Source organism: Parolsenella catena (genome assembly GCF_003966955.1).
Classification (GTDB): Bacteria; Actinomycetota; Coriobacteriia; order Coriobacteriales; family Atopobiaceae; genus Parolsenella; species Parolsenella catena.
Genome location: NZ_AP019367.1, coordinates 942329 through 957007, shown reverse-complemented (window position 1 = coordinate 957007; position 14679 = coordinate 942329). Strand labels below are relative to the sequence as shown.

The 14679-nt window shown below is 65.8% G+C and carries 10 protein-coding genes and 1 tRNA gene; 3 read left to right on the top strand and 8 right to left on the bottom strand.

Annotated elements, in window-relative coordinates; genetic code table 11:
* Window positions 1–81: 81 nt before the first annotated feature.
* From Pcatena_RS04415 to Pcatena_RS04380, 8 genes are all read right to left on the bottom strand, one after another.
* Window positions 82–1362: a shikimate kinase gene (locus tag Pcatena_RS04415; protein ID WP_126421981.1), complete on the bottom strand. Its 1281-nt coding sequence runs from the start codon at window positions 1360–1362 to the stop codon at window positions 82–84.
* 2 nt (window positions 1363–1364) lie between these two features.
* Window positions 1365–2510, bottom strand: coding sequence for a bifunctional chorismate mutase/prephenate dehydratase (locus tag Pcatena_RS04410; RefSeq protein ID WP_126421979.1), 1146 nt, complete (start codon window positions 2508–2510; stop codon window positions 1365–1367).
* Window positions 2511–2542: 32 nt separating this feature from the next.
* Complete coding sequence (aroC, locus tag Pcatena_RS04405) at window positions 2543–3679, bottom strand: chorismate synthase (RefSeq protein ID WP_126421977.1); 1137 nt, start codon at window positions 3677–3679, stop codon at window positions 2543–2545.
* 2 nt (window positions 3680–3681) lie between these two features.
* Window positions 3682–5001, bottom strand: a complete 1320-nt coding sequence (gene aroA, locus Pcatena_RS04400; protein ID WP_126421975.1) for a 3-phosphoshikimate 1-carboxyvinyltransferase — start codon at window positions 4999–5001, stop codon at window positions 3682–3684.
* Window positions 5002–5032: 31 nt separating this feature from the next.
* On the bottom strand, window positions 5033–6169 hold the full coding sequence (aroB, locus tag Pcatena_RS04395; RefSeq protein WP_126421973.1) for a 3-dehydroquinate synthase: 1137 nt from the start codon (window positions 6167–6169) through the stop codon (window positions 5033–5035).
* Window positions 6170–7066, bottom strand: coding sequence for a prephenate dehydrogenase (locus tag Pcatena_RS04390; RefSeq protein WP_126421971.1), 897 nt, complete (start codon window positions 7064–7066; stop codon window positions 6170–6172).
* Between the two features lies 1 nt (window position 7067).
* A complete protein-coding gene (aroF, locus tag Pcatena_RS04385) occupies window positions 7068–8087 on the bottom strand; it encodes a 3-deoxy-7-phosphoheptulonate synthase (protein WP_126421969.1) in 1020 nt (339 codons plus the stop codon).
* A gap of 208 nt (window positions 8088–8295) precedes the next feature.
* Window positions 8296–8372: transfer RNA gene (locus Pcatena_RS04380), tRNA-Arg, on the bottom strand.
* Window positions 8373–8544: 172 nt separating this feature from the next.
* Between Pcatena_RS04380 and Pcatena_RS04375 the strand changes: the two genes are divergently transcribed.
* Genes Pcatena_RS04375 through Pcatena_RS04365 form a run of 3 tightly spaced genes read left to right on the top strand, consistent with a single transcriptional unit; the run spans window position 8545 to window position 14616 of the window.
* Window positions 8545–10974 (top strand): HAD-IC family P-type ATPase, encoded by a 2430-nt coding sequence (locus Pcatena_RS04375; RefSeq protein ID WP_126421967.1) that lies wholly within the window; start codon window positions 8545–8547, stop codon window positions 10972–10974.
* Complete coding sequence (acnA, locus tag Pcatena_RS04370) at window positions 10952–13627, top strand: aconitate hydratase AcnA (protein WP_232619825.1); 2676 nt, start codon at window positions 10952–10954, stop codon at window positions 13625–13627. Before Pcatena_RS04375 ends, acnA begins: the two co-directional genes overlap by 23 nt.
* Window positions 13624–14616 carry a zinc ribbon domain-containing protein gene (locus tag Pcatena_RS04365; RefSeq protein WP_126421963.1) on the top strand — a complete coding sequence of 331 codons (993 nt, stop codon included), beginning with the start codon at window positions 13624–13626 and terminating at the stop codon, window positions 14614–14616. Before acnA ends, Pcatena_RS04365 begins: the two co-directional genes overlap by 4 nt.
* Window positions 14617–14679: the final 63 nt, after the last annotated feature.

The window sequence follows — 14679 nt, the reverse complement described above, 5'->3', positions numbered from 1 at the left end:
GTGATATTTTAGACTCGCATGCTTTCTGACCCGGCGGGCCGAGAAATTCGTGGACGCGCTTAGACGGGCACCGAACGGAGCCTAGAGGCCAAGCCTTCGCATAATCTCCAGGGCGTCTCCCCGTGCCGATCCCGTGCAGGCGACGACAAGATCTGCCCAGGCGCGGTAGAGGGGCATGCGCTCCTCGGCCAGCGCCGCCACGCCTCGTTGCTGCGAGAGCGGTCTGCCCCTGCTGGAGAGCTCCTCGAGCTTGCGGTCGATCATGACCACCGAGGAGTTCTGCCTGAGAAGCGGCAGGTTCTCTGGTCTTGTGACAACGCCCCCGCCGCATGATACGACGAGGTTGCTTCCCTTGGCGACCTCGGCGAGCGCAGCCGTCTCCATCTTTCGGAAGGCTTGCTCGCCCGCGTCCTGAATGACCTTGGCGGGCGTCTTGCCATAGCGCCGGGCAAAGTCGACGTCCATGTCCACGAAGGTGCGGCCGGTGAGCTCGGCGAGGTTGCGCCCGGCGCTCGTCTTTCCGCTTCCCGGCATGCCGATGAGTGCGATGTTTCTGCACTGCAGCGTGATCTGGCGCTCGATGGAGCCGATGAGCGCCTCATCGAGCTCGACGCCTTGCCACATGCAACTGGAGAGCCATGCCTGGCCCACAAGCATCGCAAGCCCGCTCTCCACGGGAATCTGGAGCCTGTCGGCATCGAGCATGATGCCCGTGCGCTCTGGGTTATAGACGACGTCGACGACGCCCCGCATCCCGGGTAGCGCCTCTAGCGTCTTGTCCGGCAGCGGAGACGCCGGGCAGTTTGGATACATGCCAACGGGCGTCGTGTTCACGATGAGCGCCGCATCCGCATGGCGCTCGCGGATGGTCTCATAGGTGTTCGTCCCGTGGCGGGAGATGACGACGGGCGTCGCACCTGCATCCTCGAGGGCAGCCACGACCGCCTTTGACGCTCCGCCCGAGCCGAGCACGAGAGCCTTGCTCCCGCGCAGTGCGTCGCGCGTGCCGAGGTGCCGCTCGCAGAACCTGCCGAGCATCCAGGCAAAGCCGAACAGGTCGGTGTTGTCGCCGATGACGCGTCCGTCCGGCCCGTGGAGCAGCGTGTTGACCGCGCCTATGCGTTTTGCGTTGGGACGCAGCTCGTCAACGAGGCCCAGGAGGTCTCGCTTGTAGGGAATCGTGCAGTTGAGCCCTTGCCAGCTTCCCTCGCGGACGAAGGCGGCAAGCTCGCTGGGCTCGAGCTCCACGAGCTCGTAGGGCACCGTGCCCAGCCGCTCGTGGATCTGCGGGCTCCAGCTGTGCTTGAGCGTGCGGCCCAAAAGGCCATACGTCACGGGGGAGTGCGCTGCGGATTCTCCCATGGCTACACCAGCTCCGTATAGCTGCCGAGGTAGCGGTACTCCTCGCATACGTCATCAAGCGAGGCGATGAGTTTGGGGAACTCGGGTGCCGCCACCGAGCAGTCGATGTCAAAGTAGAACATGAAGTCGAAGTCCGAGTTGGGGATCGGGCGGCTCTCGAGCTTGAGGAGGTTGACGTCGAGCGCGTAGAAGCGGGCGAGCACCTTGTAGAGGCTGCCAGGCTCGTTGGGCGTCACGACCATGAGCGAGGTGCGGTCTGCACCGGGATAGATCTCGAGGTTCTTGGAGATGCACGCAAAGCGCGTGTAGTTGGCATCGCTGTCCTGAACGTTGCGGGCCAGCGCAACAAGGTTGTAGAGCTCGGCGCACGAGCGGCTCGAGAGGGCGGCCACGTCCGCGCGGCCGCTCTCGGCCACCATCTTGGCAGCTGCGGCGGTGTTCTCGCAGACGTGAACCGTAATCTCGGGGTGCTTCTCCAAGAAGCCCTTGCACTGGGCAATAGCCTGCTGGTGGCTGTAGATGTCCTTGATGCCGTCGAGCTTGGCGCCGGGCAGGGCAAGCACGTTGTGATCGACCTTGAGCCGGACGCTTCTCACGATGTGGAAGTTGTGGCGCATCATGAGGTCATAGACCTGGTTGACGGTGCCGGCCGTGGAGTTCTCGACGGGCAGCACGCCATAGCTGCAAAAGCCCTCGTCGACGGCGCGAAACACGCCCTCCCATGAGTCGAAGTAGCTTATCTTGGCTCGCTTGAACAGGCGGTCTGCCGCAAGCTGCGAGTAGGCCCCCTCGACTCCCTGGCAGGCCACGAAGGCGTCCTGCGGAAAGAGCGCGGGCGTGCCGCCGATGGCCGTCCTGATGTCTCCGGCGAGCTCGGACTCGTGGTTGAGCTCCGCACTCTGCTCGGAACGGGAGATTTCCATGATGAGGCTGAAGAGGACCTGCGAGTAGTCCCTGAGCTTCTCGGGAACCTTCGTTGCCACGTCGGCGAGCTTGGCGCGCTCGCGACCGCGGTCGAGGATGGGCTTGCCGCTTTCGCGCTTGTACTCGGCCACCTCGTGCGCGCACTGCATGCGTTGGGCGAACAGGTCGCAGATCTGGGTGTCGATCGCATCTATGCGGGTGCGGATCTCTGTGAGGTCGGCCATGGTGCTCCAAACGGTATTCGAGGTGATGCGTGTTAGATGGCGTGAGACGAGAGCGGGGCAGGGGCTGGCGTGGGGAGCGCCCCGTCGTCAACGAGGGCGTCGAGCAGCGCGAGCGCGCATGCCGCCTCAACCACCGGGACGGCGCGCGGGACGATGCAGGGATCGTGCCTGCCGTGCACGACGAGATCTGCGTCGCTCGTGCTGCCGAGGTCGACGCTGTCCTGCCTCTTGCCGATGGAGGGGGTTGGCTTCACGGCTGCCCTCCAGACGATGGGCATGCCGGTGGAGATTCCGCCCAGGATGCCGCCCGCATCGTTCTTCTCACACACGACGCGCTCGTCCTCGATGCGGTAGGGGTCGTTGTTCTGCGAGCCGAGAAGTGCGGCGGCGCCGAATCCCGCGCCAAACTCCACACCCTTGACGGCTGGGATACCGTAGGCGATTCGGGCAATGCGGTTCTCGAGCCCGTCGAACATCGGGTCGCCGACGCCTGCGGGCATGCCATAGGCAACGCACTCGATGACGCCTCCCACGGAGTCCAGCTTGGACTTGGCCACGAGAACGGCCTCGTGCATGGCGCGGGCGGCGCCAGTGCTGATGCAGGGCAGCTCGTTTGCTCCGATGGCCTCAACCTGGGAGGGGTCGAGGGTCATGTCATTGAGGTGCTCGTCGCAGATGCGCTCGGGACCGAGCTGGGCGATGTGGGCTACGACGCGAATCCCCAACGCCTGCTCGAGTGCCTGCAGGGCGATGCCGCCGGCAATGCACAGCGGCGCCGTGAGGCGGCCCGAGAAGTGGCCGCCGCCGGCGACGTCATGGTGGTTGCCATAGCGAACATAGGCGGCGTAGTCGGCATGTCCGGGTCGGGGCACGCGGCGAAGCCCCTCGTAGTCCTGGCTGCGCGTGTTCGTGTTCTCGATGATGGCCGACAACGGCGCGCCGCACGTGTGGCCGTCGACGAGGCCGGAGAGGATGCGCGGTCGGTCGGGCTCGCGACGGGCCGTCGACGTGTCGGAGCGCCCCGGTGCCCGGCGGGCGAGAAAGGCCTGAAGCTCGTCAAGGTCTACCGAGATGCCCGCAGGCAGTCCCTCGACGACACAGCCGATCGCCTCGGAGTGGGACTGGCCGAAGATGGAGAGGCGCACGGAGTGCCCGACGCTCGATGCCATGGCTACCTCACCGTGCCCTCTACGATGCCGCCAAGCTTGGCGTAGTCGTCAAAGAACGCGGGGTATGACTTCTGCACGCACTCGGCGCCGTGAATGGTGACGCCACCCGTGCAGCGGCTCGCGGCTATGGCGGCCATCATGGCGATGCGGTGGTCGTTTGCCGCGTCGACCTCGCCACCAGCAAGGGAGCCGCGCCCGTTGATGACGATGTCATCGCCCTCGCTCGTTATGTCGGCGCCCAGGGCTGCGAGGCCCGCGCAGACCGTCTCGATGCGGTCTGACTCCTTGAGGCGAAGCCTTCCGCATCCCGTGAGGCGCGTGGTTCCGGGCGCGAGCGCGGCCACGGCCGCAAGTGGCGGCACGAGGTCGGGGAAGTCCGACACGTTCATCTCACAGGCGGTGGGGGCGCCGCTCGAGACGCTCGCCGTGCCGCCCGAGCGCTCGATGCGCGCCCCGAGCTTGGCCAGGGCCGCGAGCATGGAGCGGTCCCCCTGACGGCTCGCGAGGTCGAGGCCGGTGACGGAGACGCCCCTGCCAAGGGCGCCCGCGGCGAGCCAGAAGCCGGCGTTGGACCAGTCGCCCTCGACGGTAACGCTGTCGCAGGAGCGGTAGGGCGTGGCGGGGGAGACGAGGAAGCGCGTGACGCGCGTGCCGTTATCGGTGACGTCTCGGACCTCCTCGACGTGCACGCCGAACGTCTTGAGAGCGCTCGTGGTGAGGTTGACGTAGGGGCGGCTCTCGATGGGCTCGGCGACGCACACCTCGGTGGGGCCGTCGAGCAAGGGCGCCGCAAGCAGCAGTCCGCTGATGTACTGAGAGCTCACGTTGCCCGGCAGCTCAAAGCGTCCGGGACGGAGCCTGCCGGACGTCTGGAGCGGGAACTCGCCCTGCTCGGTGAGGTCGCAGCCGCCGGCGATGAGCTCCTCATAGAGGGGGGAGAGCGGACGCTGGGCGAGGCGACCGTGGCCGGTGAGCGAGACCCCGCAGCCAAGCGCACATGCCACGGGCAGCATGAACCGGAGCGTGGAGCCTGACTCGCCGCAGTCGAGCAGCGCGCCCGTGGAGCCGACGCGGATGTTGTCGGAGGCCGGAGCGCCAGGCAGCGGCGTCACATGGAGCAGGTCTCCGTTGCGCTCGATTTTGGCTCCGAGGGCCTCGAGGCAGGCGATGGTGGCCTCGATGTCTTTCGAGGACGTGGTGCAGCGTATCGTCGTCGGCCCGGGGCAGAGCGCCGCGCAGATGAGCAGCCTGTGGGCCATCGACTTGCTGGCGATGGCCTCGACGCTTCCCTCGATGGCGTGCGGTGTGATTGTGACGTCCATGCAGACGAGCTCCTCGTGACGTGCTTTTTGATTACTGGCGTGTGAGATGGGCGGTCTTGCCGCATGATGCGCTCCCGCAGCCTGCGTCCACCAGCGCGGAAAACTCGCTCATGCTTATGCGCCGCACCTCGACCTTGCCGACCTCAAGCGGAAGGACGACGTTGACGCCGTCACCGTGACGCTTCTTGTCTGACATGGCGAGTCTCACGATTTCCTCGTGGGGAAGGTCGACGTCTGTGTAGAGGCCGTGCGCGTCAATGACGCGCTCGATGCGATGGGCCGTCTCTTGCGAGCAAATCCCAAGGGATGCGGAGGCCCTGGCGATGGCCGCGAGGCCGATCGCCACGCACGTGCCGTGACCGAGCTCGAAATCGCTCGCCGCCTCGATGGCATGGCCGATCGTGTGCCCAAGGTTGAGCGTCTGCCTAAGGCCGCGTTCCCGCTCGTCCGCATCCACGACGTCTCGCTTGATCTCCACGTTGCGCGCGATGACGGAGGCGAGCTCGCCCATCTCGTAGTCGGGCTCGTTTATGGGCCTGTCCTCGAGCGACGCGAACAGCTCGGGGTCGGCGAGGACGCCGTGCTTGATGACCTCGCCGCAGGAGTCCGTGAGCAGCTCGTGGCTGATGGTCCTAAGGCAGCAGGGGTCTGCGATGACTGCGCTCGGCTGCCAGAAGGCACCGGCGAGGTTCTTTCCCGCCTCGAGGTCTATTGCGGTCTTTCCGCCCACGGACGAGTCGACCATGGCCAGCAGGCTCGTGGGAACCTGCACGACCGAGCATCCGCGCATGTAGCTTGCCGCGGCAAAACCGGCAAGGTCGCCGGCCACGCCGCCTCCGAGCGCCACGACAACGTCGTCCCTCGTGAGGCCGGCCTCGGCCATCGCCTCCAGGCAGCTTGCCCAGGTTCCAGCGCGCTTTGACGCCTCTCCAGCCTTGAACATGAAGCCAGACGTCACGTAGCCCTCTTGCTCGAGCGATTCCTTGACGCGTGCGGCGTAGAGGGGTTCGACGTTGGTGTCCGTGACGATGAAGGCCCTCTCGCCGCCGGCGCTGCTCCTCACGATCTGGCCGCAGCTGTCGAGGATTCCGGGCACGACGCGGACGTCATAGGACCTTGAGGCCGTGCTGACATGCACAACGTGACCGGATTGCTGCCCTGTTGCCATCTAGACCTCGGCCTCCTTCTCGTCGGCGCGCTTGATGCGGTCGCCCTCGGCGAGAAGCTCGATGAGCCTCTCGCCGTCGTGCGCGTCAAGCGCTTCCTTGTACTGGGTGAGAGAGTCGATGATCGTGCCGATCTCTTTGGAGAGGTTGTCGGCGTCATCGAGGAACAGCTCGCACCACATCGTGGGGTTGAGCCTCGCCACGCGCGTGAGGTCTCGGTAGGAGCCTGCCGCAAACCCCTGCCGAAGGGCGAGGGTGGGGCTCTTCACGTATGCGTTGGAGACCACGTGCGCAAGCTGGGAGGTATAGGCGATGACCTCGTCGTGGCGATCGGGCGTCGTGACGGTGAACTTATCGAAGCCGCAGGGGGCGAGAAGCCCCTCGAGCCTGTCCACAAGCGCAAGGCACTCGACTCCGCGAATCTCCGGAGGAGGGCAGACGACCATCGGCGCGCCCGCGAACATGTTGGCGCGCGAGTGCGCGTACCCAGAGAACTGCGTTCCCGCCATGGGGTGGCAGCCCACGAACGTGATGCCCGCCTCGCGGGCGATCGCAAAGCACGGCTCGCAGATCGAGCGCTTGACGCCGCCCGTGTCGATGACGATGGCGTCTGGGCTCACGAGCGCCGCATGGCCACGCAGCCAGTCGACGCATGCCTTGGGGTAGCACGCGAGCACGATGAGCTCGCATGTGGGCACGAGCTTGTCAGTGAGCGTCCCCGACGTTGTCTCGATGGCTGCGAAGGACTCGATGTCCTCGTTGAGGTCAAAGGCATAGACCTCGTGGCCGCCTCGCGCCATGGCGCGGGCTATGGAGCCGCCGATGAGGCCAAGGCCCACGACGCCCACGCGGCCCGCGACCACCTGTGAAGTGCGGTCTTGCGCCTCCGTGTTCGCCACGCTACTCGACCTCCATCGTTACGGCCTCGCGCACCTTGGCGATGCGCGCCATGGCGTCGCGGAACTGCGCGGGCGTGAGCGCCTGAGCGCCGTCGGACCATGCATGCTTGGGGTCGTCGTGCACCTCGATCTCGAGGCAGTCGGCGCCGGCGGCGGTGGCGGCGAGGGCCATGGGCGTCACGTAGCGGGTGTGTCCCGTTGCGTGACTCGGGTCTGCGCACACGGGCAGGTGCGTGAGGCCGTGGAGCACGGGGATGGCGTTGAGGTCGAACGAGTTTCTCGTTCGCGTCTCGAACGTGCGGATGCCGCGCTCGCAGACGATCACGTTGGGGTTGCCCTCGCTCATGATGTACTCGGCTGCCATGAGCAGCTCGTCGATGGTGCCGGCGATGCCGCGCTTGAGAAGAATCGGCGTCTTTGTCTTGCCAACCTCCTTGAGCAGCGGGAAGTTCTGTGCGTTGCGCGCACCGATCTGCCAGACCTCGATGTTGCGGGAGAGGAACTTGTCGACGTCTCTCGGGTCCATTATCTCGGTCACGATGGGCATGTCGAGCTCGTCTCGGGCCGCGCACAGGATGTCGAGGCCCTTCTCGCCCATGCCCTGGTAGGCGTAGGGGGAGGTGCGGGGCTTATAGGCGCCACCGCGGAGCATCGTGGCGCCGGCAGCCTTGACCTCGCGGGCGATGCGGATGAGGTTGTCGCCCTCGACCGAGCAGGGGCCGGCGATGACGTTGAACGTGCCGCCGCCCACCTTCACGCCATGCCCGCAGTCCACGACCGTGTCGAGCGGGTGGAACTTGCGGTTGGCGCGCTTGAAGGGCTCGGAGACGCGCTGGACTCGCTCGATGATGTCCATGCCCTCGATGAGGTAGGGGTCAACCTGGGTTGTGTCGCCTACGAGGCCGATGATCGTGGTGTTGTCACCCTTCGAGATGTGGGCGGATAGCCCCTTGCCCTCGATCCAGCTCACGAAATGGTCTACCTGCTCCGGCGTTGCCGTGTCCTTGACGACTGCGATCATCGCTTCCCCCTTGTAGCGCAACTCGGACTTGGCGCGAGTTTTAGTTAGTTGACTGATGGTACTACATGCGGCAAAGCGCGTTGTTTCCAATCGGGTACCTAAAGGATGCTCTGCGGGTCGGTGTGGGCCTGGCGCTTCGTATCCGAGCTGTCCTCGGCTGTGTGGGCATAACAAAAAGGCCCCATCGCTGGGGCCTTGGCTACGCAAATGGTGCTCTCTGTGGGATTCGAACCCGCGACCTTTCGCTCCGGAGGCGAACGCTCTATCCAGCTGAGCTAAGAGAGCTTGCGAAGGTCAGTATACGGCAACTGGCGTCGCTCTCGAGTCCGGAATGCACGGATTGGGTAGGTTTCAGTTCTGTAAGCACTTTTCTTGAGGCGTCTCATGGCGCCTCGACCCCGTACAATGAACGTTCGCATGCGCTCGCACCTGCGAGCACGGCCAGATTGGAGTTGCTTTGAGCGACGAGAACTTTGAGGAGATAGTTGCTCCCGAGCTGCGCGGCCTCTCGTCAGAGGAGGTGGCCCAGCGCCTTGCCGACGGCCTCACGAACGCCTATGCCGGGCCCACCACCAAGTCCGTGGGCCAGATTGTCGCCGAGCACACCTTCACGCTCTTCAACGGCGTGAACCTCGTGCTGGCGGGCCTCGTGGCGATCACGGGGGCCTGGAGAAACCTCTCCTACACCGTCGTGGTGCTCGCCAACCTCTTCATTGGCGTCTTCCAGGAGATTCGCTCCAAGAGGACCATCGACAAGCTCTCGATTCTCGCGGAGCGGCCCGTCGTCATCAGGCGAGACGGGCGTGACGTCTGCGTCTCCCACGAGCAGGTCGTGCTCGACGACCTGCTCGTGCTCTCGCGTGGCGACCAGATTCCGGCTGATGCCGTGGTCGTCTGGGGAGAGGCAGGCGTCAACGAGAGCCTGCTCACAGGCGAGAGCAGACCCGTGACAAAGATCGAGGGTTCCGAGCTCATGAGCGGCAGCTTCCTCGACTCCGGCTGCATCGTCGCGCGCGTGACGCGCGTTGGCGCGGACAGCTATGCCTCGCGCATCAACGCCAAGGCCAAGTACGTCAAGGGCGCCAAGTCCGAGATCATGAGCACGCTCAACATGATCATCCGCTGGGCCACGTGGCTGCTGGCCCCCGTGGGCATCCTGCTGTTCCTGCGCACGCTGCAGGACGGCTCCACGATCAACCAGTCCATCCTCACGACGGTTGCCGCGCTCGTGGGCATGATCCCGCAGGGTCTCGTGCTGCTCACCTCTTCGGTGCTTGCCATCTCCACGGCGAGGCTTGCGAGAAAGAGCGTCCTCATCCAACAGTTCTACTGCATCGAGATGCTTGCGCGCGTGGACGTCCTGTGCCTCGACAAGACCGGAACGATCACCTCGGGCTCCATGGACTTCGAGAAGAGCGTGGGCGTGGACGGCCATGACTCCTCCGAGGTCGAGCTCGCGGCGGCCGCAATCGTCCATGCGAGCGCCCATGACGCCAACGAGACGGCCACGGCGCTCATTCGCCACGCCGCAGAGGTCGGCATCGTGGCTCCCGAGCCTGCGCGAGCCATCGGCTTCTCGAGCGCGAGGAAGTACTCCGGATGCGTCTTGGCCGACGGTCGCTCGCTCGTCATGGGAGCCGCGCAGTTCGTATTCTCCAACGGCGTCCCCGACTCCGTATCCAAGGCGCTCTCTCAGGCGGGGGAGCGGGCCCGCACGCTCGTCGTCGCCGAGTGCGACGGCTTTGACAAGGACGGCAGCCTCATCGGACTTGCCCGTCCCCTAGGCATCCTTTCGCTTTCCGACCACATCCGCTCGAGCGCGCCCGAGACGATTGCGTACTTCGTCGACCAGGGCGTCACGCTCAACGTGATCTCCGGCGATGACCCCAGGACGGTCTCGGGCATCGCCGCCGAGGCGGGCGTCCCCGACGCTGACAAGTGGGTCGACGCCTCGACGCTCGCGACGCCGGAGGCCCTCAAGCAGGCCGCCATGACCTACCACGTGTTCGGGCGCGTGACGCCCCAGCAGAAGCGCGAGCTCGTCCAGGCCCTGCGCCTTGCCGGACATACCGTCGCCATGACGGGAGACGGCGTGAACGACGTCCTCGCGCTTCGCGAGGCGGATTGCTCGGTCGCCATGGCCTCCGGCTCCGACGCGGCGCGCAACGTCGCCGAGGTCGTGCTCGTCGACAACGACTTCGCCCATATGCCGGCCGTTGTCGCGGAGGGGCGTCGCTCCATCAACAACCTCCAGCGCTCCGCATCGCTGTTCCTCGTGAAGACGGTCTTCTCGGCCGTGCTGGCGCTTCTGTGCGCGCTCATCCCGCCCTATCCGTTCCAACCGGTTCAGATGTCGCTCATCTCCACTGCCATCATCGGCTTCCCCTCGTTCGTGCTCGCACTTCAGCCCAACCACGAGCGTATTCGCGGCAGCTTCTTGGGCAACGTGCTTGCGCGCTCCATGCCTGGCTCCATCGCGGTCATCTTCGCCGTGGGCCTGGCGTCCGGCGTGCTCGAGCGCTTTGGACTGTCTCACGTCGAGGTGTCAACCGTCTGCGTCATGCTCACCTGCCTCGTCGGCTTCTGCCTGATCGTCCGGATCTCGCTTCCGTTGGACCCGCTGAGGTGTGCGATGCTTGCCGTCGTGGTGGGAATCGTCACGTTCGGCTGCACCGTTGCCGGGCGATTCTTCGAGATCTCCCCGCTCAACCCCACAATGGCGGTCTCCATCGCTTCAATTGGGGCAGTCTCGCTTGTCATATTCAACGTCCTTTTCAACCGAGGCGTCCGGCTTGCCTCGGGTGACGAGGGCTACGAGAACTTCATGAAGGCTATCGAGAACCATGACGAGAGGCGGAATGACCATGGATCCAACCAACTTTGCTAACGCTGTCGCGAGCGCCCGCTCCGGACGTTCTCTCGCGGCGGGGTCCGAATCCCGTCGCATCGTTGATGTGTCCGCCATTCCCGGGGCCGACGAGCTGCCGGCATGCCTCGTCGTACTTCTCGAGAACGTGGTGCGCCGCGCGCAGACCGACGAGCAGGCCGTTCTTGCCGCCTCGCGCATCATCGATGCCTCGCGGAAGGGCTCTGCGGGCGAGGAGATCGAGTTCATGCCCGCGCGCGTCCTGTTCCAGGACTTCACGGGCGTCCCTGTCTTCGTCGACTTCGCCGCGATGCGTGACGCCATGGTGGAGCGCGGGGGAGACCCGCGCGTCGTTAACCCTCGAATTCCCTGCACGCTCGTCATCGACCACTCTGTGACAGCCGACGTCGCGGGGCGTGCGAGCGCGCTCGATGACAACCTTGCCATCGAGGCGGACCGCAACCGCGAGCGCTTCTCGTTCCTCAAATGGGCGAGCCGCTCGTTTGACAACGTTCGCATAGTCCCGCCCGGACGTGGCATCTGCCACCAGCTCAACATCGAGCGCTTCTGCGAGGTCGTCTCTACCGACGCGTTGTGGCGGGGCGAGGGCGAGCTTGCGTGCTTTGACACGGTCGTGGGCACGGACTCCCACACGCCCACGGCTAACGGCATCGGTGTGCTTGGCTGGGGCGTCGGCGGCATCGAGGCCGAGGCCGCTGCGCTTGGACAGCCCATCTCCATGCGCGTTCCCGAGGTCGTGGGCCTGCGCCTCACGGGGCGCCTTGGTGACAGCGTCTCTGCCATGGACCTCGCCCTCACGGTGGCGGAGCGTCTCCGTGCCGAGGGCGTCGTGGGGTGCCTCGTCGAGGCGTTTGGCCCTGGTGTCTCCACGCTCACGGTGACGCAGCGAGCCTGCGTATCCAACATGACCCCCGAGTACGGCGCGACCTCGACCCTCTTCCCTGTCGACGAGAACGTCCTGGACTACCTGCGCCTGACGGGCCGCGAGGCGTCAGACATCGAGTTCGTGGAGGCCTACGCTCGCGCCCAGGGCGTGTTCGGCTCTCGCGAGGACCGTCGCTATGCCCGCGTCATCGAACTTGACCTCGCGAGTGTCGAGCTCTCGCTTGCCGGCCCCTCTCGTCCCCATAACCGCGTGACCCCCTCTGGCCTCAAGGAGCGCTTCGAGACCTCGAGCGCCGCCCACGGCCACTCGGACATGGGCGAGTGCTGGAGCGTCACGTGCGAGGACGGCAGCGGGCACGAGCTGGGTCACGGCACGCTTGCCATCGCCGCCATCACGAGCTGCACGACGGCGACCGATCCGGCGATGATGGTCGCTGCGGGCCTCGCGGCCAGGCATGCCCATGAGGCGGGGCTTGAGCCCAAGCCCTGGGTCAAGCGCATCCTTGCCCCCGGCAGCCGCGCCGCCTCGCTCATCCTCGAGCGTGCCGGCCTTCTCGATGACCTCAGGGCAATCGGGTTCTACACGTGTGGCTTTGGCTGCATGAGCTGCATCGGCAACTCCGGCGACATCCTCTCGTGTCTAAAGCCCCTCGCCACGGACGTCGAGCTCACGAGCGTTCTGTCCGGCAACCGCAACTTTGACGGCAGGATCTCTCCCGACGTTGCCCAGAACTTCCTGGCCCAGCCGGCGCTCGTCGTTGCCTACTCTCTTGTGGGAACGATGGACGTCGACCTTTCGAGCGATCCCGTTGGCATCTCCTCGGACGGTTCGGCCGTCTACCTGCGCGACATCATGCCCACGTCCGCAGAGGTCCAGGCGGTTCTCGACAAGGTCCTGACGCCCGACGTCTACGAGCGCGGCATGCTTGGGCTCATGGACGGCGAGCAGTCCTGGCGCTCCATCGAGTCCTCGGAGTCTGCGACGTTTGCCTGGGACGAGTCCTCCACGTACGTGCGCCGCCCGCCCTATTTCGAGATTGCCAGAGCGCAGCGATCCGTTGGCGTCGAGGGTGCCCGCGCGCTTGCCCTGTTTGGCGATTTCGTGACGACCGACCATATCTCTCCGGCGGGTGCCATCTCGCCCGACTCCCCGTGCGCACGCTATCTTCTCGAGCGGGGCGTCAGCAGGGGGGAGTTCAACACGTATGGCTCTCGCCGAGGAAACCACGAGTGCATGGCACGTGGCACGTTTGCCAACGTCAAGCTCGACAACAGGCTCGCCGGCCGTCCCGGCCCCGTCACGCGCAATCTGCTGTCGGGTGAGGTCGAGAGCGTGTTCGACGCCGCCGAGAGCTATGGCGAGGCTGGTGTGCCGCTCGTTATCGTTGCCGGGCGCATGTACGGCTCGGGCTCAAGCCGGGATTGGGCGGCAAAGGGGCCGCTGCTCCTGGGCGTGCGCGCCGTCATCGCCGAGAGCTTCGAGAGGATCCACCGGTCCAACCTCGTCCAGATGGGCATCCTTCCCCTCGAGTTCGCCAAGGGCAGCGGGGCCGCGGCACTTGGCCTGGATGGGACGGAGGTCTACGATATCGAACCCGTTGACCTTGCTGCCGGGCTGCCCGCCCGTCCCCGCACGACCGTGACGGCCACGCGTGCGGACGGCACGCGCGTCACGTTCGACTGCGTCGTGCGCGTTGACACCGCGCTCGAGGGCGCGTTCCTGCGCAACGGCGGCATTCTTCCCTATGTCCTGGAGGAGCTTTCGTGAGGTGCCCTTCTTGCGGCTCAGAGATCGCCGATGGCCTCGATGTCTGTCCCGCCTGCCATGCAAACCTTTCCGCCACGCGCGTCATGCCTAAGCTGAGGGGCACCTGGTGCCCCTCATGCGGGGCCCTCGTCCCCGTGGGCGAGCCGACATGCCCCAAGTGCGGCATGCCCGTCTCGGCCACGCCAAGGACGAAGGCGTCCGACGAGCTTGACCGCAGGATTGCCGAGGAGCGGAGGCTCGAGCGAGAGCGCACCTCGACGCTTCCGCGCATCGAGAGCGCCATCCCCTCGGAGCCTGATCCCCGCGTGGAGGGGGTTTATGGCAGGGAGCGTCTCCCGCACACCAAGGTCTTTGCGCTGGCTGCCATCGCGAGCCTGCTCGTCGTCGGCGGGGCGGCCCTCGTCATCACGCACCCCTGGGACCCGACGCTCACCGACACGCGCGCCACGACGCCCGCGGACACGTCTCAGGCGGGCTTCCCGGGGACGGTCGACAGGCTCGCGGGACAGGACTCGGGAAACACTGACGCCTCAACGGTCGTCTCTGCCGACGAGGCCACGTTCTCCTCGCTCACGTCGTCCTACGAGGCGCTCGCAGACCTCTCGTCACGAGCGGACGAGCTCGAGAGCCGCCTGGACGAGACGGGCGTCTCTGGCAGCGCCGAGGAGCGCGCGGCCGGCGAGCAGGATGCCAAGCAGCTTGCGCTCGACGTGAGCAACGAGGCCTCCACCATTGCCGGCATTGACGTCCAGACGACGGGCACCTACGCGGACCAGAAGGCAAACGTAGCCACGCTTGCCAGCTGGCTTCGCAATCGCGTCGAGGCCATCTACAGCGCCTGGCAGCTTTCAGCGCAGAGCTCTGACCCCGCCTCGGACAGGGAGAAGATCTTGTCTCCCATGTCCGGCAACCGCGAGAGCGATGGGTCCGAGTCCTACGTGAACCTGTTCAAGAAGAACTACGAGGCCTGGAAGCCCGAGCAGCGCTAGGTGCGCCGCGGGAATGCCGAATGTGTGAAACAAGCCACGTACTGCTAGAATTAGTCAGTTAGT